Source organism: Pseudomonas sp. LH21 (assembly GCF_036549575.1).
Taxonomy (GTDB): domain Bacteria; phylum Pseudomonadota; class Gammaproteobacteria; order Pseudomonadales; family Pseudomonadaceae; genus Aquipseudomonas; species Aquipseudomonas peradeniyensis.
The window spans coordinates 2,985,782-3,011,106 of the sequence record NZ_CP144367.1; the positions used below are offsets into that span (position 1 = coordinate 2,985,782).

Here is a 25,325-nt window from a genome sequence, read left to right on the forward strand (position 1 = left end):
ATGTTCGACACCACCCCCTCGCGCGGCACGGCCGGCGCGCAGCCCGACGTTTTACCCGAGAACTGGCACCACGATGCCCCGTTCGACGCCGACCAGTGCGTCCACGGCCTGTTCGAGGCCCAGGTGCGGCGCGCGCCGCAGGCCATTGCCGTGCGCTTTGGCGAGCAGGCACTGACTTATTCCGTGCTCAACGTCCAGGCCAACCGCCTGGCCCACCACCTGCGGACCCTGGGGGTCGGGCCGGATGTGCGGGTTGGCCTGTGCCTGACGCGTTCGCCGGCCATGCTGGTGGCCGTGCTCGCCGTGCTCAAGGCCGGTGGCGCCTACGTGCCGCTGGACCCTGGCTATCCACGGGCGCGCCTGGCGCACATGCTGGCCGACAGTGCCCCGGCGGTGTTGCTCAGCCATGGCCCGGCCCGGGCGGCACTCGAGGGCCTGGCAGCGGCCTCGACGCTGCTTGATCTCGATGACAACGCGGCCTGGGCCGAGCTTGCGTCCCATGACCCGGACCCGCGAGCGATCGGGCTGACCCCCAGCCACCTGGCCTATGTGATCTACACCTCCGGTTCCACCGGCACGCCCAAGGGGGTGATGGTCGAGCACCGTGGCCTGGTCGCCCTGGGCGCGGCCTGGGCGCAGTTGTATCCGCTGCAGGCACCGCTCAATCACCTGCAGATGGCTGGTTTCTCCTTCGATGTGTTCAGCGCCGACCTGATCCGCGCCTTGGGCTTCGGCGGCACCCTGGTGCTGTGCCCACGCGAGACGCTGATGGACCCGCCCGCACTGTTCCGGCTGTTGTGCGAAGCACAGGTGGGCTTTGGCGACTTCGTGCCAGCGGTGCTCGACCCGCTGCTGGACTGGGTCGAGGCGAACGGCCGCGACCTGGCCTTCCTGCGCACGGTGGTGTGCGGCTCGGATGTCTGGAGTGCTCATAGCGCTCGCCGGCTGCGCCGTCTGTGTGGCGAACGGGTGCAGCTGGTGCAGGCGTACGGCGTCACCGAGGCGAGTATCGACAGCACCTGCCACGAACTGCCGGCACATGAGGTGGCTGATGCTGTGCTGCCTATCGGTCGACCACTGGCGAACTGCCGCGTCTATCTGCTCGATGCGCAAGGGCAAGCGAGCGAGGAGGGTGAGTTGTACCTCGGCGGTGTCGGGGTCGCGCGCGGCTACCTGAACCTGCCGCAACTGACCGCCGAGCGTTTCATCGACAACCCCTTCGTAGCCGGCGAGCGCCTGTATCGCACCGGCGACCTGGCGCGCCTGCGCGGCGATGGCCAGCTCGAATTCCTTGGTCGCGGCGATCAACAGGCCAAGCTGCGCGGCCTGCGCCTGGAACTGGGCGAGATCGAAGCGCGCCTGGCGCAGGTGCCCGGCGTGCGGCAAAGCCTGGTGCTGCTGCGCGAGGATACGCCCGGCGAGCCCCGCCTGGTGGCCTATTTCGCTCAGCAGCCGGGCGCCGGGCTGGTCCCGGCGGCCCTGCGCGAGCAATTGAGCGAACACCTGCCTGACTACATGCTGCCGAGCGCCTATGTGGAGTTGCCTGCCTTGCCGCTGACCGCCAACGGCAAGTTCGACCGCGTCGGCCTGCCCGCGCCGGACGCCGCTGCTTTCGAGCAACGTGACTACCAGGCGCCGCAGGGGGCGCTGGAAACCAGCCTGGCGGCGATCTGGGGCGAGGTACTGGGTCTTGCGCGTATCGGCCGCGACGATCACTTCTTCGCCCTGGGCGGCCATTCGCTGCTGGTCATGCGCGTGCTGGCCCGCGTGCGCCAGGACCTGGGGCGCGAAGCCGCGCCGGTGGCGCTGTTCGAAAACCCGCGGCTCTTGGACTTTGCTCAACGGCTGCAGGCCAGCCAGGACGAAGCGCGGCTGCCGATCAAGGCAGTCGAACGCACGGGCGCGCAAACGTTGTCGTCCGCCCAGCGCCGGCTGTGGTTCCTGGCACAGATGGAGGGCGGCAACGCCGCTTACCACATGCCGCTGAACCTGCGTCTCAAAGGTGCCTTGCAGGTGCAGGCGTTGACGGACAGCCTGGACAAGCTGGTAGCGCGCCATGAGGCGCTGCGCACTACCTTCGTCAGCGTCGAGGGCGAGGGGCGGCAATGCGTCGGCGCCGCAGACCAGGGCATGGCCCTGGTCCAGGTCAACCTGCAGGGCCTGCCCGATGCCACCGCACGCCTGGACGCGCTGATCGAAGAGGAGGGCGCAAGACCGTTCGACCTGGCCAAGGGACCGCTGATGCGTGCCTGCCTGGTGCGCCTGGCACCGGACGAGCACGTGCTGCTGCTGACCCAGCACCACATCATCTCCGACGGCTGGTCGGTGGGCGTGCTCACCCGAGACCTGGAGGCCCTGTATGGCGCCGCCGTGCAAGGCATCGACGCGACACTGCCGGCATTGCCGGTGCAGTACGTGGACTATGCCGCCTGGCACCCGCGCTGGCTGGCTGGCGAGCGGCTTGAGGGCCAGCGCCGGTACTGGCAGCAGGCGCTGGAAGGCGCGCCGCCGCTGCTGACCCTGGCGACCGACCACCCGCGCCCGACGGTGCAGGATTACCGGGGTGGATTCGTGCCGCTGATGCTGGATCGCGATCTGACCACGCGCCTGAAGGCGTTGTGCGGCGCCCATGGCGGCACGCTGTTCATGGGCTTGCTGAGCGCCTGGTCGCTGCTGCTGATGCGCCTGTCCGGGCAGGACGACGTGGTGGTCGGCGTGCCCACGGCCAACCGTCCGGACCCGGCGCTGGACGGGCTGATCGGTTTCTTCGTCAACACCCTGGCGCTGCGCATGACCCGCAGCGGTGCACCGACGCTGGAGCAGTGGCTGCGCCAGGCCCGCCAGGTAACCGTGCAGGCCCAGGCTCACCAGGACCTGCCGTTCGAGCAACTGGTGGAGTTGCTCAACCCGCCGCGCAGCCTGGCCTACAGCCCGGTGTTCCAGGTGCTGTTCGCCTGGGAGCAGGACCAGGGCCAGACCCTGGCCTTGCCCGGGCTGGACATCAGCCCCGTGCCGTGCAGCCAGCCGGTGGCGAAATTCGACCTGCAACTGGCCCTGAGCGAACGTGATGGCCAGATCATCGGTGGGCTGGAGTACGCCAGCGGGTTGTTCGAACGCGCCACCGTGGCGCGTATCGGCGAGTACCTGCGCCGCTTGCTGGAAGGCATGGTCGACAACCCCGGGCAGTCCATTGCCACCCTCGAGCTGCTTGATGCCGCGCAGCGCGAGCAAGTGTTGGACCGCTTCAACCGCACGGCCCGCGACACAGCCGGCCAGCCGAATTGCATGGCGCGCCTGGCGGCCATCGCCCGCCAGACACCGGATGCCGTGGCGCTGGTGGCCGACGGGCAGTCGCTGAGCTATGCCGAACTGGACCGTGCAGCCAACCGCCTGGCCCAGCACTTGGTCGCCCTGGGCATCGGCCCTGAGCAGCGGGTGGGACTGTGCCTGGAACGCTCGGCGCAGATGGTCGTCGGCCTGCTGGCGATCCTCAAGGCCGGCGCCGCCTATGTGCCGTTCGACCCGGCGTACCCGGCCGAGCGCCTGGCCTTCATGCTCGTCGACGCCGCGCCGCGCCTGGTGCTGACCCAGGCCTCGCTGCGCCCGGGCCTGCCGCAGGCGGTCGAGATGCTGTGCCTGGACGCCGACGCCGACGCCGCGCGCTGGGCCGACTGCCCGGACAGCGAGCCGCAGGTGACTGTCCATCCCGAGCACCTCGGCTATGTGCTCTACACCTCCGGCTCGACTGGCCGCCCCAAGGGCGTGGCCCACAGCCGTCGGGCCCTGGACAATCTGATTGCCTGGCAACTGGAGGACGCATCAACGCCTTGTCGCGTCCTGCAGTTCGCCTCGCTGAATTTCGACGTGTCGTTCCAGGAGATCTGCAGCACCCTGTGCCAGGGCGGCACCTTGCAGTTGATCAGCGAGGCCGAGCGCAAGGACCTGGCCACCTTGCGTCCGACCCTGGTGGCCCAGAACGTGGGGCGTGCGTTCCTGCCGTTCGCCGTGCTGCAACAACTGGCCGCCGTGACCGAGGCCGACGCGCCGATGCCGCCCGGCGGCTGCGAGATCGTCACCGCTGGCGAGGCGCTGCAGGTCAATGACGCGCTGCGCGCCTTCGTCCGTGGCCTGGGCGGCACGCGCCTGCGCAACCAGTACGGGCCGACCGAGACCCATGTGGTCAGCCAGTTCAGCCTTGATTGCGCCGATGCCGAGCACTGGCCGGAGTTGCCCGCCATCGGCAAGCCGATTGCCAATGCCCGGCTCTACGTGCTGGACGGCGACCTGAATCCATTGCCGGTGGGTGTCCCGGGCGAGCTGTATATTGCAGGCGACTGCCTGGCGCGTGGCTACCTCAACCGCCCACTCCTGAGCGCCGAGCGCTTCCTGCCCGACCCGTTCAACCCGCAGCCCGGCGCACGCATGTATCGCAGCGGCGACCTGGCCCGGCTGCAGGCCGATGGCAACGTGCAGTACCTGGGGCGTGCGGACCAGCAGGTCAAGCTGCGCGGTTTCCGTATCGAGCTGGGCGAGATCGACAGCCTGTTGCGTCAGCAGCCGGGCGTGCAGGACACCGCCGTGTTGCTGCGCGAAGACATTCCCGGTGATCCGCGACTGGTCGCCTACGTGGTGGGCAGCGGCGATCCGCAGACCCTGCGCGCCGCCTTGCAACGGCAACTGCCTGAGCACATGCTGCCCAGCGCCTGGGTCAGCCTCGCGCAGCTGCCGCTGACCCGCAACGGCAAGCTCGACCGCCAGGCGCTGCCGGCGCCCGAGCGTGGCGGTGCGGCGCATTTCGAGCCACCACGCAACGAGACCGAACGGCGCATGGCCCAGGTCTGGGCCGAGGTGCTCAAGTGCGAGCGGGTCGGTATCCATGACAACTTCTTCGACCTGGGCGGCCACTCGCTGCTGGCCACGCGCCTGGTCTACGCGATCAACCAGCGCCTGGGCGCGCAGCTGTCGCTGAGCAGTCTGTTCCAGGCACCGGTGCTGATGGACCTGGCCGCGCAGGTCGGGGTGACGCAAGAGGTACATGGCGAACCCCAGGCGCAGGCCTTGCAGACAGACCCGACCGGACGCCATGCGCCGTTCCCGCTCACCGACATCCAGCAGGCCTACTGGTTCGGCCGTGAGGCCAGCGTCAGCCTCGGCGGGGTCAGCGCCCATGGTTACGAGGAGTGGCGCATCCCCGATTTCGATGTGCCGCGCTTCGAGACGGCGCTGAACCGCATGATCCAGCGCCACGACATGCTGCGCGTGGTGTTCCTCGGCGACGGTACCCAGCAGGTGCTGGAACAGGTGCCGGTTTACCGGCTGGCCCGTTGCGACCTGCGCGGCATGAGCGGCGAGGAAGCCCGGAATGCCCTGATGGCTGTCCGCGAGCGCCAGTCGCACCAGGTGCTCGACGCCAGCCGCTGGCCGCTGTTCGACTTCAGCGTATCGCTGCTCGACGATAGTATCAGTCACCTGCACATCAGCCTCGACGCCCTGGTGGTCGATGCCGCCAGCACGCAGATCCTGGCCCGTGAGCTGATGGGGTACTACCACGAGCCCGAGTTGGAACTGCCCGATCCGGGCGTGACCTTCCGCGACTATGTGCTGGCCGAGCGCCGCTTGCGTGCCGACTCGTCCTATGAACGCGCCCTGGACTACTGGCGCGGGCGGATCGAGACCCTGGCTCCCGCCCCGGACCTGCCACGGGTATGCCAGCCGGAAAGCATCGCCAACCCGCACTTCACCCGCCGCGACCGCGACATGCCGGCAGAGCAGTGGAGCCGGCTCAAGGCCATGGCCCGGCAGTTCGGCGTCACCCCGTCGGTGATGCTGCTGACCGCGTTCAGCGAAGTGCTGGCGCTGTGGAGCCGCCAGCCGCGCTTCACCCTCAGCCTGCCGCTGTTCAACCGGCTGCCGCTGCACCCGCAGGTGGATGCGATCATCGGCGACTTCACCTCCCTGGTGCTGCTGGAAGTGGCCATCGACGGCAACGCCAGTTTCACCGACAAGGCCCGCGCCGTGCAGGCGCGCCTGTGGCAGGACATCGACCACTCGGTGGTCAGTGGCGTGCGCGTGCTGCGCGAGCTGTCCCAGGCCCGCGGCGTACAACAGACGGCGATGCCGATCGTGTTCAACAGCACCCTGTCGGAAGCGGCGCCGGAGCTGGCCGAGTTCAACCTGGGCGACGCCTTGGGCGCGACGCTGGAACACAGCATCACCCAGACCCCGCACGTATGGCTCGACCACACCCTGCTCGAACTCGAAGGCCGTCTGCTGTTCAACTGGGACAGTATCGATGCGCTGTTCCCCGAGGGCATGATCGGGCAGATGTTCGTCGCCTACAATGCGCTGCTCGACCGTTTGCTCGCCCCTGATGCCTGGGCCGCCAGCACGCCGCAGTTGCTGCCCCAGGCGCGCCTGCCGCAGGCGCCACCAGCGCCACGGGATCTGCCGTTGCTGCAGGCGCTGTTCGAGCGCCAGGCCCTGGCCACGCCACAGGCCATCGCGGTGCTGGGTGCCCGTGAGCTCAGCTACGGCCAATTGCGCCAGGAGGCCCGTCAGCTGGCCGCGCAGTTGCAATCCCGTGGCGTGCAGCCCAACCGGCTGGTCGCCGTGGTGATGGAGCGCGGCTGGGAGCAGGTGGTGGCGACGCTGGCGATCCTCTATGCCGGTGGCGCCTACCTGCCCATCGACCCGAACCTGCCCGGCGCGCGCCTGCGCCATATCCTCGAACGCGCCGAGGCCAGCCTGGCGCTGACTCAGCCGTGCCTGCTGGAGCGGGTGGCGTGGCCAACGCAGGTCACCGTGCTGCCGGTCATCGACCAGCCGGACAGTCCGGTCGAACCACTGCGCGACGCGCAGGTGCGGCCCGGCGACCTGGCCTACGTGATCTACACCTCCGGCTCCACCGGCACGCCCAAGGGCGTGGTGATCGACCACCAGGGCGCGGTGAACACCTTGCTCGACATCAACCGCCGCTTCGCCGTGGGCCCGCAGGACCGGGTGCTGGCCATCTCGTCGTTGAGCTTCGACCTGTCGGTGTACGACTTCTTCGGCACCCTGGCGGCGGGCGCGGCGGTGGTTATGCTCGAACCGCAGCTGAGCCTGGATCCTGCGCACTGGACCGCATTGATCGAACGGCACCGGGTCAGCCTGTGGAACTCGGTGCCGGCGCTGCTGGGCATGCTGGTGGAATACCTGGAGGGCGAGGGCAGGGTGCTGCCTGCGAGCCTGCGCCTGGCCATGCTCTCCGGCGACTGGATCCCGCTGGCACTGCCCGAGCGCGCCCGGGTGTTGCGTCCGGGCTTGCAAATGATGAGCCTGGGTGGGGCTACCGAAGCATCGATCTGGTCGATCGGCTACCCGATCGACCAGGTCGATCCGGACTGGCGCAGCATTCCCTATGGCCAGGCGCTGGATCACCAGCGTTTCCATGTGCTGGACGAGGCGCTGCAAGTACGCCCGACCTGGGTCACCGGTCACCTCTACATCGGTGGCATCGGCCTGGCCAAGGGCTACTGGCGCGACGAGGCGCTGAGCGCCAAAAGCTTCTTCGACCATCCGCTGACCGGCGAGCGCCTGTACCGCACCGGAGACCTGGGGCGCCTGCTGCCGGATGGCAACATCGAGTTTCTCGGTCGCGATGACAACCAGGTCAAGGTCCAGGGTTATCGGATCGAGCTGGGCGAGATCGAGGCGGTGCTCAACCGTCACCCCGGCGTGCACAGCGCGGTGGTGCGCATCCTCGGCGAGGCCCAGGCGCACAAGCGTCTGGCCGGCTATGTGCTCAAGGCCGACCCGGCGCTGCAGGCCGGCGATTTCGCCAGTTACCTGGCCGACAAGCTGCCGGCGTACATGGTGCCGGCGTCCTTCACTTTCGTGGAGGCCTGGCCACTGTCGGCCAATGGCAAGGTCGACAAGGGCCGCCTGCCCGAGCCCGAGCAGGTCCAGGCCGGTGGCCTGGCGCTGGAACTCGAAGGGCCGCAGGAGCAGCGCCTGGTGGCCATCGTCGAGCAGGTGCTGGGCAGGGCGGATATTGCCGCTGACGCCAACCTGTTGAGCCTGGGCGCCACCTCCATCGACATCGTGCGCATCAGCAACGCGCTGTCGAGCGAGCTGCGCTTCCGCCCCCATGTGGCGAACCTGCTGGCGCAGCCGACCCTGCTCAACCTGCTCGCGCTGTACCGCCAGCGCCAGGAGCAGGGCGCGTCACCGAGTACCAGTGTCGAAGCAGTGCTGGACGATCCGCAGCAGCGGGCGGCGTTCAAGGCCGAGCAGCGCGCACGGCGGCGCTTTGCCAGCGACACGCCGCAGGTGGCCCTGGCGCTGCCGGCCGATCCTGCTTTCGCCCGGCGCTACCGCGACTATCGCTCGGTGCGTCAGTACCTGGAACAGCCCATTGCCGAGCAGGCGTTCGCCGAACTGCTGGCGGTGCTGGCCCAGGGGCAGCTGGACGGCGAGGCGAAGTACCTGTTCCCGTCGGCAGGCGGCGCGTACCCGATCCAGACCTACCTCTACATCAAGCCCGGTCGGGTGCTGGGCGTACCGGGCGGTGCCTACTACCACGATCCGCTCGGGCACCGCCTGGTGGCCATGGGCGCCGGCGAGCTCGACCCGGACATCTACGACTACTTCGTCAACCGCCCGGTCTACGAGGGCGCGGCGTTCGCGCTGTTCTTCGTCGCCGACCTGGCGGCGATCCGTCCGCTGTACGGCGAGGGCAGCCATGACTTCTGCCTGATCGAGACCGGCGCCATGGCGCAATTGCTGACCATGGCCGCCGCTGACCTGGGGCTTGGCCTGTGCGGCGTCGGCTCGGTGGAGACGCGGCAGCTGGCAACGCTGTTCGACCTGGGCAGCAGCCATTCACTGATCTACTCGATGCTAGGCGGCGTACGTGCGCCTCACACGCCCCAACGCACAGCACCGGAAGCACTCGCCATCACGGCGCAGGACGACAACGACATGGAGGAATTCGAAGTATGAACGCCCATCAACTGCTGGCGTTTTTCGACCGCCATGGCGTGGCCCTCGAGGTGGACGGCGACAAGCTGCGCTGCAAGGCGCCCAAGGGGTTTCTCGACGAGGCCCTGATGCAGGCGCTGAAGACCCACAAGCAAACGCTGATCGCCTTGCTGGCCCGGCCTGACGACAACGCGCCGATCCCGCGTCGGCCGGACGGTCAGGCCCGTTTCCCGTTGTCGTTCTCGCAACGACAACTGTGGTTCCTCGACCGACTGGAACCGGGCAACCCGTTCTATAACGTGCCCTCGGCGGTGCGACTCAAGGGACGACTGGACGTGGCCGCGCTGGAACGGGCCTTGAACGCGCTGATCGAGCGCCACGCCATGCTGCGTACCACCTTCGTCAGCGTCGATGGCGAACCGCAGCAGGTGGTGCACGCCAGCAGGCCGCTGAGCCTGGCCGTGCTCGACCTGCGCCACTTGCCCGAGCCCGAGCGCCAGGCCTGCCTGACTGAGGCGGTCGAGGCCGAGGCCCGCGCCCCCTTCGACCTGGCAAGCGGCCCGCTGCTGCGGGCACGGCTGGTGCGGCTGGCCGACGAGGATCATGTGTGGCTGTACAGCGTGCACCATATCGTCGCTGACGGCTGGTCGATGGGCGTGATCCAGCAGGAGGTCGCCACCCTGTACAGTGACTTCCTGCGCGGCCAGCCGCCGAGCCTGGTACCGCTGTCTGTGCAGTACGCCGACTATGCCTGCTGGCAGCGACGACGCCTGGATGGCGAGGCACTGCAGGGCCAGCTCGACTACTGGCGCCGTGCCCTGGCCGACGCGCCGACGCTGCTGGATCTGCCCAGCGATCGTCCGCGTCCGCGGGTACAACGTTTTGTCGGTGCCACTTTCAGTTCGACGGTGGACGGCGACACCCTGGCCGAACTTGAGGCGCTGGCCCGGCATACCCAGGGTACGCTGTTCAATGTGTTGCTCGCCGCCCTGGACGTGCTGCTGTGGCGCTACAGCGGCCAGCACGACCTGTGCGTGGGCACGCCGTTCGCCAACCGGGGCAGGGTGGAACTGGAACCGCTGATCGGACACTTCGTCAACACCCTGGTGATCCGCCAGCGGCTCGATCCGCAACAGACCTTCGCCGAGCTGCTGCGCGAGGTGCGGGCGAACATGCTGGAGGTCCATGGGCACCACGATGCGCCGTTCGACCGGGTGGTCGAGGCGCTCAACCCGCCCCGTGACCCGGGTCATTCGCCGCTGTTCCAGGTGATGATGGTGTTGCAGAACACCCCCGGCTCCACACTGGCCATGCCCGGCCTCGCCTTGTCACCACATGGCACCGGCAGCGCCACGGCCAAGTTCGACCTGGCCTTCGAGTGGGTGGTGCGCGACGGCGCGTTGCATCTGCTGGTCGAGTACAACACCGACCTGTTCGACCGTACCACCATCGAGCGTCTCAGCCGCCACTACCGCCAGTTGCTCGCCCAGGGGGCCGCCGAACCCAAGCAGCCGCTGCACGCGCTGTCGTTGATGGATGCCGGCGAACGCGAAAGGGTGCTGCATGCCTGGAACCAGTCGCCCGCCCTGCAGGCACCGATCGACTGCGTGCATCGCCTGGTCGAGACACAGGCGGCGCGGTATCCGCAAGCCTGCGCGGTGGTGTTCGAGGGGCAGACCCTAAGCTATGCCGAGCTCAATGCCCAAGCCAACCGCCTGGCCCGTTACCTGCGCACCCTGGGCGTTGGCCCGGATGTGCGTGTGGCCGTGTGCATGGAGCGCTCGCTGGAACTGCCGGTGGCGCTGCTGGCGGTGCTCAAGGCCGGTGGCGCCTATGTGCCGCTGGATCCGGACTATCCGGTCGGGCGCCTGGGCCACATGCTTGGCGACAGCACCCCCGTGGCGCTGCTGACCCTGGGTTCGGCCCGGGCGACCCTGCACCAGGCCATGCAGGCCTGTGGCTGGGAGGCGCCGCTGATCGACCTGCAGGCCGACGCGCCCGGCTGGGCTGAACTGCCCGGCGACAACCTGGCGCCCCACGAGGTGGGCGTGACGCCCGAGCACCTGGCCTATGTGATCTACACCTCAGGTACTACCGGCCTGCCCAAGGGCGTGATGGTCGCGCACCGTGGGCTGGCCAACCTGCTGGTCTGGTGCCTGGGCGTCTGCGGTGAGGCCGGGACGATGCTGCACAAGATCCCGTTCGGCTTCGACGCCTCGGCTTGGGAGACCTTCTGGCCGCTGGCCACTGGTGGGCGGCTGGTGATCGCCCGGCCCGGCGGGCATTTCGAGCCGGGTTACCTGGCGCGACTGGTACGCGAGCAACAGGTCACGGCGTTGGTCTTCGTGCCGGCGATGCTGCAGCTGTTCCTGGAGGTGGAGGAGGCCAGCCAGTGCCACAGCCTCACCGACGTGTTCTGCGGCGGCGGCGAGCTGACGCCGGCCCTGGCGCGGCAGTTCCGCGCTCGACTGCCGCAGGCGCGGCTGCACAATGTCTATGGCCCCACCGAGACTACGGTGATCAACAGCATCTGGACCCTGGCGCCGGGCGATGAAATCCCGGCGCTGCGCCTGCCGATCGGCCGGCCCATCGCCAACAACCGCTTCCATGTGCTCGACGCCTTCGATGCGCCGGTGCCGCCCGGTGTCACCGGTCACCTGCATATCGGCGGCGTGGGCGTGGCTCGTGGCTACCTGGGGCTGCCGGCGCTGACCGCCGAACGCTTCATCGACAACCCGTTCGTGGCGGGCGAACGCCTGTACCGCAGCGGCGACCTGGCGCGCTACCGCGCCGACGGGCAACTGGAGTTCCTCGGGCGCGACGACTTCCAGGTCAAGCTGCGTGGCGTGCGTCTGGAACTGGGGGAAATCGAGGCGCGACTGCAGGCCTTCCCAGGCATCGCCTCCTGTGTGGTGCTGATGCTCGGCGAGCAGGCCCAGCACCAGCGCCTGGTAGCCTGCTGCGTGACGACTGCCACGCCGGACGAGCAGGCCGTGCGCGCGCACCTGGCCGAAACCTTGCCCAGTGCCGTGCTGCCCAGTGCGTACCTGTGGCTCGACGGCATGCCGCTAACCGCCAACGGCAAGGTCGACCGTCAGGCCCTGGCCGAGCGCGCGGACCTTGACCTGGCGGCGCGCCAGGTCAACCTGAGCAGTCCCCGCGACCCTATCGAGCTGGCCCTCTACCAGATCTGGAAAAGCCTGCTGCTGGCGCCGCAGATCGGCATCCGCGACAACTTCTTCGCCGTCGGTGGCACCTCCATCGCGGCGATCAAGATGGCCTACCAGATCGGCCAGGTATTCAATGTGGAGGTACCGGCCCGGGTGGTGCTCGGCCATCCGACCATCGAAGCTCAGGGTGGTTGGCTGCGGGCCGGGTCCAGTATCCAGGTGGACAATGGCAACCTGATCACCTTCCGCAGCGGTGACGGGCAGCGCAACGTGGTGTGCATCCACCCGGCCGGCGGCACCGCGTTCTGCTACCTGTCCCTGGCCAAGGTGCTGCCCGAGGCGGTTGGCGTGTACGGCGTGCAGTCGCCGGGGCTCAACCCCGGGGAGGCCACCGAGCCCACGGTCGAGGCGATGGCCGAGGCCTACCTGCGTCAGATCGAGCCCTTGCTGGAGCGGCCGCTGGTGCTCACCGGGCTGTCGTTCGGCGGCCTGGTGGCCTACGAGATGGCCCGGCGCCTGCGCGAGGCCGGGCGGGCGTCGGTCAGCGTGGTGCTGCTCGATACCCAGGGCTCGGACGATCCGGCCTTTCGCGGGCAGATCGGCACCGTCGACATGGCTGAGTTCCGCGACAAGCTGGTGCGCTTCAACGGCATGTACCCCGGTATCGAGGACGCCCAGGTCGAGCGCTACTTCCACCTGTACAACCACAATCGCCTGGCCATGGCCGCCTACACCTGTCCGCCGCAGGCCGGGCGGGTGGTGCTGGTGCAGGCCCGCGAAGACCTGCCGCGTGGCCAGCTGCGCGCCTTGCGCGGGTTCTGGCGGCGTCGCGCTGCCGACGGCTACCTGGCCACCCTGGTGCAGGGCGGTCATTGGGACATGCTCGAAAGCGCCGAGATTCATCGGGTCTCACGGACGATCCAGCGCGAACTGCAACGTTTCGATGCCCAGGAGGGGAAATGATGAGCGTGCTCCAGGACACCGTGCTTGCGCGTTTTGCCGCCCAGGTTCAACGAGATCCGCAGGCCCTGGCGGTGATCGACCGACAGTTGCACATGACTTACGCCGAGCTGGCCAGCGCCAGTGAGCGCATCGCCCGGGGGCTGCAGGCGCGGGGCGTATCGCCGGGCCAGGCCCTGGCGCTGTACCTGCCGCGCGGCTGGCAATGGCTGGCGACACTGCTTGGCGCGCTCAAGGCCGGGGCCGTGGTGATGCCGCTGGACCGGGCCAGCCCGGCCGAGCGCCGCGGGCTGATGCTGGCCGATGCCGCCTGCGTGGGCGTGCTCAGCCTCGCCGATGCGCCCCAGGGGCTGCCGGGGCCATGGGAGGCCAGTGTCGAGGCGTTGCTGGACCACCCGGACCAACCGGCCCAGCCGTTGCCGGAAACCTTTGCCGAGGTCATGTGCCTGTTCTACACCTCCGGCACCACCGGGGTGCCCAAGGGCGTGGAGGTTGGCGAGCGCGGGCTGCTGCGCCTGGCGCAGGCCGGCAGCTATATCGACATCCATCCGGGCCAGCGCTTCGCCTGCCTGTCCAACCCGGCGTTCGATGCCTGCAGCTTCGAGCTGTGGGCGCCGTTGCTCAATGGTGGCTGCGTGGTGATGGTCGCCGACGAGGAGGTGTTCGACGCCCGCCGGCTGGCCCGGCTGCTACAGGTACAGCAGGTCGACACCCTGTTCATCACGGTGTCGCTGTTCAACACCCTGAACGCGCAGTACCCGGCGTGCTTTGCCAGCTTGCGCCAGGTGCTGACCGGTGGCGAGCAGGTCAGTCCGGTGGCGGTGCGTGCCTGGTACCATGCCAACCCGGACAGCGCCTGCCGTCTGTTCAACGTCTACGGCCCCACCGAGTGCACCACCTTCGCCCTGTGCCACCCCATCCCACGTGACTTCAGCGGCGACAGCGTGCCCATCGGCCTGCCGCTGGCGGACACCGGCATGCAGGTGCTCGACCCACGCCAGCAGCCGGTGGCGCCGGGAGAAGTCGGCGAGCTGTACCTCAGCGGCAGCGGTGTGGCCCGTGGCTACCGCAACCGCCCCGAAGAGACCGCACGCGCTTTCGTGCGCCTGCCGGCGCTGGATGGCGGGCGGCAGGTGCACTACCGCACCGGCGACCTGGTGCGGGTCAATGCCCAGGGGCAGGTCGAGTGCCTGGGGCGGGTCGACCGGCAGATCAAGGTTCGCGGTTTTCGCATCGAGCCGGGCGAGGTGGAGCAGCGCCTGCTCGAACACCCCCAGGTCGCCCAGGCCTATGTCTGCAGCCGCCGGCAGGCTGCCGAGGACCATCAACTGCTGGCCTTCCTGGTGCCGTGCGGGGAACTGGACTATCGCGCGTTCGACGCCTACCTGCGTGCCCAACTGGCGCCCTGGATGCGCCCGCACCAGTTGTTCCGGGTGCCAGGCCTGCCGCTGACGGCCAACGGCAAGATCGACCAGGAGCGCCTGCTTGCCCAGGCCGACACGCCCTGGCGACCGCCTGTCGAGGCCGGCGAGCACTCGCAGGCCCTGGACTGGCTGTTGCAGCAGGCGCGCACGCTGCTTGGGCAACCCGCCCTGGGGGGCCAGGACGACTGGCTCGGCAGTGGCGGTGATTCGCTCAGGGCCATGCGCCTGAGGTCGGCGATCCGTGACCGCTGGCAGCAGGAAATCAGCATGGCGACGTTGCTCGGCGAGCCGTTCGCGGCCTTGGCCGAGCGTCTGCAAAGCGGGCAGGGCATGGCGCCGGCCTATCCCCCCGCACCGGCCGCGCAAGGCGCCCGTCGCGGTCCGGCCAGCGCCGAGCAGCGCCGGCTATGGCTGGAGCAGCAGCGCGTGCCCGACTCGACCGCGTACAACGTGCCCATGGTCCTGCACCTGGCCGCAGGCGCCGATCCGCAGGCCCTGGCCGAGGCGGTAAGGCGACTGGTGGCCAGGCACCCCGCGTTGCGCACGGCTTTCGTGGCGGGCGCCGACGGTCCGGAGCAGGTCGTCGGCGAGCAGGCGGCGGTGTGCCGGGTGCTGGCAGCGGGCGCGCTGGACGACAGCACCTGGCCAGCCTTCGCCAGCCTGGTGTTCGACACCCCGTTCGAGCTGGCAAGCCCCACGCTGCTGCGCGCCTGGGTGGCGCCCCACGCTGACGGCAGCTGCCGCCTGCTGCTGAACCTGCACCATATCGTCACCGACGGCTGGTCAATGAACCTGCTGTTCGACGACCTGGCCAGCCTGTACCAGGACGTCCTGCAAGGGCAGGACAGCACAGCAGCCACGCCGGCACTGGACACCCTGGACTTCGCCTTGTGGCAGCGGCAGTGGAGCGTCAGCCCACACTACCGGGAGCAGCGCCGCGCCTTGGCAACCCTGCACGCCCATCACGGTGAGGCGACCCCGCCGCGGCCACCCAGGTATCCCGGGGAAACAGGAGGGCGGCTGTATCGCCAGCCCCTGGGTGAACGGCGCAGCGCCGCGCTCGAACGCTTTTGCACCGAGCAGCGCCTGACCCGCTTCGACGTGCTGTTCAGCGTCTTTGCCTGGAGCCTGCACGCCCTGGTCGGCTGCGAGCGCCCACGGATCGCCAGCCCGGTGGCCAACCGCCCGCTGGCCGAGTTCGAGGCCAGCGTGGGCATGTTCGCCAACACGGTGCTGATCCCGACCGATCTGCAGGGCACGCCAGCGCTGGGCGAGCAGCTGCGCCGACAGACCGCCACCGTGCGTGACGTGCTGGCCTTGCAGGACGTGGCCCTGGCTGATCTGGTCGAGGACCTGCGGCTGTCCTCCGACCAGGCCCTGTTCGACTACCTGTTCGTACTGGAGAACACCGACTACGCCAAGCTCGCCGCCGCACCCTTGCGGGCCAGCCTGGAGCCGTACCCGACACCCCAGGCCAAGTGTCCGCTGACCTTGCTGGTGGTGGGCGGCGAGGGGCCGCTGGAGTGCTGGTGGGAATACCAGTGCAGCCATTTCGACGCTCATGAGGTGGCCGCGCTGGACCAACTGCTGCAGCGGGGGTTGGATTTGCTGCTCGACGACCCTCGGGCGACCCTCGACAGCCTGGTAATGCCTTATCGGCAAAGCCTGCCGCCGGCCAGCGAAGGCCTGGCCGCCACGCTGCCGTTCGCCACGCTGGCCGACTGGTTCGAGCATCAGGCGCAGCAGACTCCCGAGGCCACCGCGCTGGTCGCCGGGCAGCGGCAGTTGAGCTACGCGCAACTGAATGCGCTGGCCGACACCCTGGCGGCGACTTTGTCCAGCCAGCACGTACTCGACGAGTCGGCGACCATGGTGCTGTTCCTGGCGCCGTCGGTGGAGCATGTGGTGGCCTTGCTGGCCCTGGCCAAGCTCAATATCACCGCCGTGCCGCTGGACCCGAACTACCCCGTTGCGGTGCAGCGCCAGGTGCTGGCCCAGGCGCGTCCGGACTGCGTGCTGTTCAGCAGCGCCACCGAAACGGCCCTGGCGGCGCTGGACGTCGAGCGCCTCAGCCGTCACCGGGTGGACCTCGAGGCGCCGGCACGGTCCCTGGAACGCCTGCGCCACAACGGCGAGCGGCCGCTGTACACCTTGTTCACCTCGGGCTCGACCGGTACGCCGAAGGGGGTGCAGGTGGCCGACCGTACCCTGTGCAACCTGTTGCACTGGCAGCGCCACGCCGGCCAGTTGCCGGCCCGTTCGGTGACCATGCAGTTCTCCATGCTGTCGTTCGACGTGGCGTTCCAGGAGCTGTTCGGCACCCTGTGCGGCGGCGGTTGCTACCATCTGATCGAGCCCCACTGGCGCCAGGACGCCCAGGCGCTACTGGCGTACCTGCAGCAGGCGCGTATCGAGCGGCTGTTCCTGCCCTGCGTGGCCTTGCAGTATCTGGCGCAAGCCGCCGTCGCCCAGGGCATTTATCCTGCGACCCTGCGCGAGGTGGTGACGGCCGGTGAGCAGTTGCTGTGCAGCGAAGCGTTGCGCAGCTGGTTTGGCGGCATGCCCAAGGCCCGCCTGTTCAATCACTATGGCCCCACCGAAACCCATGTGGTCAGCGCCTACCGCCTGCCGGCGCAGGTGAGCGACTGGCCGCTGCGCGCGCCCATCGGGCAGGCGGTCGACAATGCCCGGCTGCTGCTGGTCGACGGCCGGGACCGTCCAGTGCCTCCTCGCAACCAGGGCTACCTGCTGGTGGCGGGGGCGATGGTCGCCCGCTGCTACCTGGCGGATGCGGCGCTCAACGCCGAGCGTTTCGTCGAACTGCCCCAGGCTGACGGCAATCGCTGCCTGTATTACCGCACCGGCGACCTGGCCTGGGTCGATGCCCAGGGTTGCCTGCACTACGTGGGTCGCGACGACCAGCAGGTCAAGCTCAGTGGCCATCGCCTGGAACTGGGGCAGGTCGAGGCGGCACTGATGGCGGTGGCCGGGGTGGCCAATGCGGTGGTGACGGTGCAGGGCGAGCCAGCGCGCCTCACCGCCTATCTGCAACTGACCGGCATGCCGCCCTCGGCGCAGGACCTCGATCGCCAGGTGGCGCGGCACCTGCCGGCCCATGTGCGCATCGACCAGTACCGACGCCTCGATAGCTGGCCGCGCACGCCCAGCGGCAAGGTCGACCGCAAGGCGCTGGTCGGGCAGGGCGAGGCCCTGGAGCGGCGGCGCGTGCAGGCGGCCACCTTGACCCCGCTGGAAAGCCAGCTGGCCGCGCTGTTCCGCGAGGTGATCGGCCACGACATCGAGCCGGCGCAGACCTTCTTCGAGGCCGGCGCCACCAGCCTGGGCCTTATGCGCCTGCAGGCGCGCTACGCCCAGGACTTGCCCGGCGCGCCCAGCATGGCCGAGCTGTTCGAGCACGTGACGATCCGTCGCCTGGCTGCGCACCTGGCCCGTGCCGAGGCCGCGCCGCAACGCCTGGAGCGCACGGTCACCGCTGGCGAACAGCCGATGGCGATCATCGGCATGGCGGTCAGCGTGGCCGGTGCCCGCAACCTGGGCGAGTTCTGGACGATGGTCCAGGGCAACGCGCTGGGCATCGAGCACTTCCAGGCCGGCGAAGGCCTGGTCGGCGCACGCAGCCAACTGCAGGGCATGCTCGACTTCGACCCCGAGTACTTCGGCATCAGCCGCCAGGAAGCGAGGCTGATGGATCCGCAGCAACGGCACCTGCTGATGGCCTGCGTGCAGGCCCTGCAGCATGCCGCCATCGTGCCGGCAGCGGGCGGCCCGCGCATCGGCCTGGTGGCCAGTTGCGGCGAGACCACCTACTTCCAGCAGCTGCTGCGCGAAAACGCTGAAGGCGACCTGCCGGACGGCTTCCAGCTGGCCCTGCACCACGACAAGGACTTCCTCGCCACCAAGGCCGCCTACCACCTGGACCTCACCGGGCCGGCGCTGAGCGTGCAGGCCGCCTGCGGCAGTTCGCTGATTGGCGTGCACCTGGCCTGCAACCTGCTGCGCCAGGGCGACAGCGACGTGATGCTGGCGGCCGGCGTGCTGATCGACCCGACCCTCAGCGACGGCTACCGCCACCGTTCGCAGCACATCTTCTCCCGCGACGGGCTGTGCCGGCCGTTCAGCGAGGATGCCAGCGGTACCCTCGGCGCCAGTGGCTACGGGGTGGTGGTGCTCAAGCCCCTGGCCCGCGCCCGTGCCGACGGCGACCGCATCTACGCGCTGGTGGAGGGCTCGGCGCTGAACAACGATGGTCGCGGCAAGATGAGCTACACCGCGCCGTCGGTGGCCGGGCAGGGCGCGGTGATTGCCCAGGCCCTGGAAAGGGCCGGGGTCGCAGGTGCCGACATCGGCTATGTCGAGGCCCACGGCACCGGCACCTTGCTCGGCGATCCGGTCGAGGTCGCCGCGTTGACCCAGGCGTTCGGCGAGGCGCCGGCGGGCAGTTGCGCTTTGGCCTCGGTGAAAAGCCAGATCGGCCACCTGGGCGCGGCGGCCGGCGTGGTCGGGCTGATCCGCGCCACGCTGGCGGTGTACCACGGGGTGATCCCGCCGAACCTGGGCTTTTCCCGGATCAATCCGCAGATCGACCTGGCGCGCTCGCCGTTCCATATCCCGACCACGGCACGTCCCTGGCCGACGGGGCGGCGGCGCATGGCCGGGGTCAGCAGCTTCGGCATCGGCGGCACCAACGCCCATGTGATCGTCGGTGCCGTGCAGGAGGAGCCACAGGTCCCTGAAGAGGCAACACCGTTGTTGCTGCTGTCCGCCCATAGCCGTGAGGCACTGGAGCGCGACATCGCCGCCACCGATGCCTGGCTGCGCGCCAACCCCGGGCAGGCACACGCGGTGTTGCGTCACCTGCAGGCCGGTCGCCGGCAGGGGCGTTGGCGCTTTGCGGCGCCGTACCGGGCGGGCGACGCCTTGCCGTTGTCGGCCATCCGCGAGGTCACGCCAACGCAGGTGCGGCTGAAGGCCTGCGAATACGCACCTGATGACCTGCTGACGGCGTGGTACGAGGGCGCGCATATCGAATGGCCGGGCCGTTCGGCGCCGCCGCCCTGGAACCTGCCGCCTGCGTCATTCGATCTGCAGGCCTTCCGTTTCCAAGGTCAAACTGCAGCGCTGCGCCAGCCACTGGCCGACTGGTTCCATCAACGGCAATGGCAGCGGGTGCGACGCCTGCGTAAATCCATGGCGCAGGGTGTCCGGCAGACGCTGGTGGCGTGCGTCCACGAGGCCGTCGACGACGCCGTGCTCGCAACCCTGGGTCGTGCCTACCGGCGGGTCGTGCAAGTGCAGGCAGGCCAGGGCTACCGCCAGCTCGCCACGGATCGCTTCGAGCTCGATGTGCTCGACACCCAGGCGCTGGGACGGTTGCTCGAGGCGCTGCCGGGTGAACTGGATTGGCTGCACGCCTTGCCCTTGTCGGTGACCGGCGCAGTCGACGAACAAAGCCTGGCAGCGGCCCAGTGGGCCTGCCTCGACACGCCCAGCAGCCTGTTGCAGGCCTGGGGCCAGGCACCGCGAGACGCCGACCTGCGCCTGTGGCTGCTGTCCTGGCAAGCGTGCCCGGTGCAGGGAGCGGTGGCGCGTCCGGAGCTTTCGGCCCTGGCCGGGGTGACCGAAGTGGCACCCCAGGAATACCCGCTGCGCTGCCACTGGCTGGATTGCCCGAGCCCATCGCTGGGCGAGCATGCCAACACCCTGGCCACGTTGCTGGCCGAACCCGAGGCATTGCCCCGGCGCATGGCGCTGCGCGAAGGCTACCTGTGGCAGCCGCGCCTGGTGCCAAGCCCGCTGCCGTCGCCCGCGGCGCCAGGCCTGGCCGAGCGCGGCACATACCTGATCCTGGGGGCTGGCGGCATCGGCCGCACCCTGTGCCAGCACCTGCTGCGCGCAGCGGACCGGCGCGTGGTGCTGCTGTCGCGTTCGCCGGTAGCGGACCTGGACCACGAGCGGGTCGATTGGGTGCAGGCCGATCTTGCCGACCTGCAGCGCTGGCCCCAGGTCCTCGAGGCGCTGGCCCGACGCTACGGGCGTTTCGACGGGGTGATCCATGCCGCCGGCATCGGCGCCGGCAGCCTGATTCGCCAGCGCGATGCCCGGCAGATGGCGATCGCCATGGCCGCCAAGACCCACGGCTTGCTTGCCGTGGAGGCGCTGATCGCACGGATGGCCCCGGATTTCGTGCTGTACTGCTCGTCCATGTCGGCGCTGTTCGGCGGTGCCGGTCACCTCGACTACGCCGCCGCCAACGCCGTGCTCGACGGCTTCAGCCATTACCGCGCAGCGGGCGACGAAGGCTGTCTGCGCCTGGGCATCAACTGGGATATCTGGCGAGATACCGGGATGGCCACGCGTGGCAACGGCAACGATGCGGCGCACCAGCAGCACCTGAAGGTCGGCCTGTCGGCGCAGGAGGGCTGCGAGGTGTTCGAGCGCGCCATGGCGGCGCAATTGCCCCAGGTGCTGGTCTCGACCACGGCACTGCACAGCGCCCGGCGTTTCTATCCGCGCCGTCATGGTGCCGTGGCCGCACCGGTCGACGAGCGGCCGCGCCAGGACGATCTGCCGACACGCCTGCGCGACTGCCTGTGCCAGTGGCTGGGGGTGGACTCGCTGGAGGACGATGACTCGTTGTATGACCTCGGCGCCGATTCCCTGACCCTGCTGGACTTGATCGACGAACTGCAGCGCGCCACCGGCGTGGTCGTGCAGCTGTCGCAGTTCAGCCCCCATGCCAGCCTGCGCGAGGTGCTGGCCCTGGTTGACGCCGACCCAGGCCAGGCCGAGTGCGGCAGCGACCCGTGGCGCGAGGCGCTGCGCATCGATCCGTGGCAGCAGGGCGATGGCCGCCACTGCCTTTACCTGATCCACCCGGTCGGTGGCGATGTCCAGGCCTACCGCGAGCTGGCCGCTACGCTGCACCCGAACCTCGGCGTGCGGGTGATCGCCGACCCGGTGCTGCGCCAGCCAGAACTGGCCAACCTTTCACTGGCAGCGCGGGCGCAGCTGTACCTGGAGGCGATACAGGCCGACCTGCCCGATGGCGCAAGCTGGGGGCTGCTCGGCTGGTCCTTCGGCGCCTGGGTGGCCCACGCTCTGTGCGCCTTGGCCCATGAGGCCGGGCACAAGCCACCGACGCTGTACCTGGTCGATCCACCCGCGCCGGACGCCGGGACAGAGTTGCGGCAGATCGACGAGGGGCAGATCCAGCAGGTGTTCGAACGGGAATTCGCCCTGCGCAACGGTGAGTCGGACAGGGCGCGCTACCTGGAGCGTCTGGTGACCTGCTGTCGCAACAACCTGGCAAGCATGCTGGGGCATGTACCGGCAACGCTGGCGGGCCCGACCGGGCGCCTGTTCATCGCCACGCACCCCAATCCCTATGGCATCGGCAGTGGCTGGCAGACCCAGGACCTGCGCCAGGCCTGGCAGGCCTTGCTGCCGGACCTGGACAGCTGGGCGGCGCTGGATACCGACCACTATGGCATCGTCACCGGCCCCTGGGCCCGGCAGATTGCCGAGGCGATCAATGCCGACCTGCTCAGGCAGGAGGAGCGTGTCCATGGTGCCTGAACACGCCACGCCACCGGCGTGGCTGAGCCCGCTGCTGCGGGTTTTGGGGGGCGGGCCCTTGGCGCAGCCGCTGGACCGTGAGGCGTACTGGCGCCTGCTGCACCTGTGGCAGGCCGAGGTGGTGCTGCCGCTGCTCACCGAGGCGCTCGCCGAACACGCTCCGGCCGTGGTCACGCTGCAACGCCTGCACCAACGTGCCAGCCTGGGCCTGTGTGGGCGCACCGGTGAATGGCGCGCTGCGCTCAGGCCGGTGCTGTTGCCGACGTTTCGCCGGGCCTACGACTTCGAGAGCGCCCATGCCCAGGCCTATGACAGCGCCCTGGCCTACGGCCGGGCGCCGTCCAACCAGGCCATGATCGCCGGGCAGTTCGGCGACGCCGAGGCCTTCGCCCGGCACTATGCGCAGTTGAGTACCGAGGCCAACGCCCAGGCATTCGCCACGGCCAACGCGGCAGCCAGCAGTGAGGTCGCCGCCCGCGCCTATGCCCACGCTGACGAACAGGCGTGCGCCAGTGTCGTCGGCGCCTTGGCGCGGGTCTGCAGTTGGGCCTGCGCGACCTCGATCGAGCAACGCATGGCGCTGACCACGCAAATGGCGGCAGGGCTCCAGCGCCTGGCGAGCCAATTCAATCAACACACATCAGGGAGGGAAGCATGGATCAACAGGGATTGAACGCCATCGAGCGGATTGCCGGCGCTCAACGCATGCCGTACCGCAGCATTAGCGTGGAACGGCTGACACCGGTCATCGGCGCCGAGATCGGCGGGGTCGACCTGTCGCGCAGTTTGCCGCCGGAGCAATTGGTGGAGATCCGCCGGGCGTTCCTGGAAAACCACGTGCTGGTATTCCGCGACCAGCAGCTGAGCGTCGAGCAGCACAAGGCCTTCGGTCGGCTGTTTGGCCAGCTGCGCGCCTTGCCGCTGGAGGACATCGACGGCGACGACCCGGAACTGGTGGTGATCCGCGCCAACGCCCAGTCGCGTTTCGTTGCCGGCGAAACCTGGCACACCGACGGCACCGCCGACCCGGAGCCGTCCATGGGCTCGATGCTGTATGTGAAGGAAACGCCGGCCATCGGCACGGGCGGCGACACCCTGTTCGCCAACATGCACCTGGCGCTGGAGATGCTGTCGCCGGCGATGCAGGGGTTTCTCGGCACCTTGACGGCCATTCATGACGGCGAGATCCCGTGGAAGGGCTACACGCCGCCGCCAGGCCTGCCCAAGACCGAACACCCGGTGGTGGTGCGCCACCCCGAAACCGGACGACCTTCTCTGTTCGTCAACTCGGGTTTCACCTCACACATCGTGCAGTTGTCCGCCGGCGAGAGCCAGGTGCTGCTGGGGATGTTGTTCGACCTGGTGGCCCGCGAGCCGGTGCTCAGTTGCCGGGTACGCTGGGCGCCGGGGACCCTGGTGTTCTGGGACAACCGCTGTACCCAGCACCATGCGGTGTGGGACTACTTTCCGCATTCGCGGTATGGCGAGCGGGTGACGATTCTTGGGGGGCGGCCCCAGGCCTAGGCCATCTGCCGCAACAACTGCCCGAGCACCAGCTCGCCAAAGGCCAGGTTGCCATGCAGCGGATCATCGACTTCACAGAACTCGACCCGCTGCAGCCCCCGGTCGTCATTGGCGGCCTCCCGCACATCGACCAGCTCGACGCCCAGGCCGCGCAGGCGCTCGACCAGCCGGGCCTGGGCGGCCATGAACACCCGCGCGTCGGACATCGGCGGCACCCTTTGCGGCGGCAGCACGGCGTATACCTTCAGGTCCAGGGCCAGTGCCTGCTCGTAGAACGCCAGGGCAGGGCGCGACAGGGTGTCGATGATCGTGGTGAACAACGGCCCTTCGAGAAAACCAGGGTCGAACTCGCCGTCCGCGCCCTGGTAGCACAGCCAGTTCTGGGTGGTGGCCAGGTAATGCACGCTCAGGCCGATGCTGGACACCAGCGGCCCGGGAATCCGTCCGAGATTGGGGGCGTCGAGCTGGGCGAGGGCCTGGCGGTACAGATGCTCGAGCTCGGCGTCGCGCATTGCCACGTCGTCCGCCGTCAGGCGGAAGAAGTCGACGCCGAAATCGCGCCCGGCACCCAGCGGCCCACCACCGAACGCCAGTCCTCGCGCCCTGGCGGCCAGGCCGACGACACCGACATGGGAGTCGCCCAGCAGCAGGAAACTAGGCGTAGTAGTCGAGTCTGGCGTCTTCACAGACAAGGTCCTCGCTGGCCAGGGATGGAGTGGCGGTGGGGGCTGCCGGCACGGTTTCGCCATCCAGGCCGGCAAAGAACTGGCGCATCACGAAGGCCACGCCCTCGGGCGTCACCTCGCGCTGGTTGGGCCGGTAGAACGCGCCCTTGAACGGTGTGCCGGTGATGATCTCGTAGGAGGGGAAGTAGTCCACTCCAGGCTGCTCATGGCACAGCTGACCAGCGACGGCGCGCAGCACTGACTTGGAATAGGTGGTGGCACTGAGCACATGTTCGCCAGTGGCGCTGGCGGTCAGCGGCACCGGCGAGACGGTGAGCAACAACTTCAGGTCCGGGTTCACCGACCGCATCAGCGCGATGGCGTCGGTCATGGCCTGGCAGGTGTCGTTGAAGCCGAAGTTGCGGAACTCGTGCACCCTTGGGTCGAATTCGCCGCGCACGGTGCCTGGGCATACCGGGTACAGCACGCCCGTGTCGCGGTTGGCCCAGGCTTCGGTCAGGCCCAGGGTGAAGACGAACACCTTGGCTCGGCGCAGCGCCAGGCGAATCGCCGTCAGGGTCTGCTTCCGGGAGTTGAACAGTGCCTGCTCGCTGGCAAAGCCGGCCGCATCCAGCGCCGGGCGGAACGGATCGAAGAAGCGCCCGTCGTGCTGCCAGGTTTCGCTCGACTGTGGCTGCCTGCCCAGCGCCCACTCCAGCCACTGGCGCAGCATCGCCGGGGTATAGAGGTTGCCGGTGCGGAACGAAAAAACGCCATACTGTTGCGCCTTGCGTTCCTGCTCGGTCATCGCGGCCGGCGCCGGCTCCGCGTCGAGCCAGTTCATCCCGCGCGCCACCAGGGCCTGGCCGATATGCTGGGCGAAGCAGGAACCTGCGGTGACGATGGCGTCCTTGGCGTCGATCTCGAAGGCGGGCGACCACAGCTCGCCGATCTGTCCGACGGGCCGCTCGGCGATCGCCGTGCGCCAGAAGGCGCGGGGTGGCAGGCATTGGTAGGGGTTCATG

The 25,325-nt window shown here is 69.1% G+C and carries 7 protein-coding genes; 5 read left to right on the forward strand and 2 right to left on the reverse strand.

The genetic code is table 11. The features are described from left to right. From VUG52_RS13585 to VUG52_RS13605, 5 genes are read left to right on the forward strand one after another with little or no spacing between them, the layout of a single operon-like run. Positions 1 to 8,982, forward strand: a complete 8,982-nt coding sequence (locus VUG52_RS13585) for a non-ribosomal peptide synthetase (protein ID WP_331833109.1) — start codon at positions 1 to 3, stop codon at positions 8,980 to 8,982. Further along, a complete protein-coding gene (locus VUG52_RS13590) occupies positions 8,979 to 13,094 on the forward strand; it encodes a non-ribosomal peptide synthetase (protein WP_050705534.1) in 4,116 nt (1,371 codons plus the stop codon). The genes VUG52_RS13585 and VUG52_RS13590 overlap by 4 nt, the downstream gene beginning before the upstream one ends. After that, positions 13,091 to 22,111, forward strand: a complete 9,021-nt coding sequence (locus VUG52_RS13595; protein WP_050705535.1) for a non-ribosomal peptide synthetase — start codon at positions 13,091 to 13,093, stop codon at positions 22,109 to 22,111. The genes VUG52_RS13590 and VUG52_RS13595 overlap by 4 nt, the downstream gene beginning before the upstream one ends. Further along, positions 22,101 to 22,784, forward strand: coding sequence for a hypothetical protein (locus tag VUG52_RS13600; RefSeq protein ID WP_050705536.1), 684 nt, complete (start codon positions 22,101 to 22,103; stop codon positions 22,782 to 22,784). The genes VUG52_RS13595 and VUG52_RS13600 overlap by 11 nt, the downstream gene beginning before the upstream one ends. After that, positions 22,766 to 23,635 carry a TauD/TfdA dioxygenase family protein gene (locus VUG52_RS13605; RefSeq protein ID WP_050705537.1) on the forward strand — a complete coding sequence of 290 codons (870 nt, stop codon included), beginning with the start codon at positions 22,766 to 22,768 and terminating at the stop codon, positions 23,633 to 23,635. Before VUG52_RS13600 ends, VUG52_RS13605 begins: the two co-directional genes overlap by 19 nt. On the opposite strand, the gene VUG52_RS13610 is transcribed toward VUG52_RS13605, so the two are convergent. Together VUG52_RS13610 and VUG52_RS13615 are read right to left on the reverse strand one after the other, a co-directional pair. Continuing rightward, entirely contained in the window at positions 23,632 to 24,321 is a 690-nt protein-coding gene (locus VUG52_RS13610) for a hypothetical protein (protein WP_331831661.1), read from the reverse strand. The two genes, VUG52_RS13605 and VUG52_RS13610, sit on opposite strands and share 4 nt — an antisense overlap. Then, entirely contained in the window at positions 24,290 to 25,324 is a 1,035-nt protein-coding gene (locus VUG52_RS13615; RefSeq protein ID WP_050705539.1) for a GSCFA domain-containing protein, read from the reverse strand. The genes VUG52_RS13610 and VUG52_RS13615 overlap by 32 nt, the downstream gene beginning before the upstream one ends. Position 25,325: the final 1 nt, after the last annotated feature.